General features: G+C 38.3%; 3 protein-coding genes. All 3 read right to left on the bottom strand.

Features of this window, described 5'->3' with window-relative positions:
- Positions 1 to 206 (bottom strand): hypothetical protein (locus ACOMCU_RS28015; protein WP_421052297.1); only part of this gene is annotated, 206 nt, incomplete at its 3' end.
- Positions 207 to 241: 35 nt separating this feature from the next.
- A complete protein-coding gene (locus ACOMCU_RS28020; RefSeq protein WP_421052298.1) occupies positions 242 to 733 on the bottom strand; it encodes a hypothetical protein in 492 nt (163 codons plus the stop codon).
- Between the two features lie 15 nt (positions 734 to 748).
- A complete protein-coding gene (locus ACOMCU_RS28025) occupies positions 749 to 994 on the bottom strand; it encodes a hypothetical protein (RefSeq protein ID WP_421052299.1) in 246 nt (81 codons plus the stop codon).
- Positions 995 to 1102 lie beyond the last annotated feature (108 nt).

Raw genomic sequence — 1102 nt, forward strand, 5'->3', positions numbered from 1 at the left:
TCGCCTTTAATCGCATCCTCTGGAATCCACACTTCTAATTTAATTCGATGATAGCCTTTGTGTTTACCCGTTTTACTTGGCGCATGTACAGAGCAATTACCAGACATCGGGGCTAAAATTGCCATGCTATCAGGATGATTTTCTGTAATCTGTCCAGCTACCTTTTGAACAGATTCTGGTGTTACGTCAAAAATTACGTTTCTCATTGTCTTATTCCCCTTTTAACTTTTTATTGTCTAACCTATATACCGAATAAATTCATTTGTCGCCACTCGTTTCGTGGTAGCTCTACAACTGCGTTTTCATCGTATTCCTGAATATTCGTAAACCAATGTAACGGAAACCTTCCTTTTGGTTGCTGCCGTTCTGCATCTAAATAAAAATAGCAATCCGTTTTACATACGTAGCAATTATTAACAGCCGCTATGAAATACGTTCCTGGCTGTGTACTTTCTGCATAACCTTTTGATCTCCAAACCAATTCAGCTTTATAAACTTTGCCTTTTTCTAAAGTCTGCTGATTGTTTGGTTTTACTGGCTCCTGTGGCCATTTATCTTCATCCTCTACTATCTTGAAACGATCCTTTTGATATGTTCCAAAGTGTGATCCTTTTCGAGGGAATCTACTTACGTTAAATGCTTGACCACCATGCGGAAATAAATAATATATATCGCCATTCTGTAAGTTCGTTGAGTTTCCAGAATCCATACATAAGCCTTGCATTGTTTTCACCTCTGCTCTCATTTTTTACTGCATCTGCTTCTCCATAATTGCCCACACTTTATGATGTGTTGAGGCACCTTTGTATCTCTTTGGCGTTTTTGAACTTTGCTTATACTCGAAGTTTTTTACATCCTTGCTGCTCGTGCCTCTCTTTACTAACTGAAAGCCTCTTGCTTCAAGGTCTGCAATAGCAACATCTAACTCCGCATCATTTTTGCGCTGAATTGTTGGCAATCTGAATATGCCATTGTGTGCTGATAATCGTTGCATGTTCTTCACCCCTTCGTTAGTTGTTCAAATGCCCATCTATCACCAGCATCCATTCCGTTGTGTAATGACTTTAGCTTTGCTATAATAAATTAAATTAACTTTTTAAAT

Source organism: Lysinibacillus sp. UGB7, assembly GCF_049058285.1.
Lineage (GTDB): Bacteria > Bacillota > Bacilli > Bacillales_A > Planococcaceae > Lysinibacillus > Lysinibacillus sphaericus_B.

Excerpts from the sequence above, each read along its gene's own strand:
- ACOMCU_RS28025 (WP_421052299.1), bottom strand. The coding sequence starts at position 994 with ATGCAACGATTATCAGCACACAATGGCATATTCAGATTGCCAACAATT.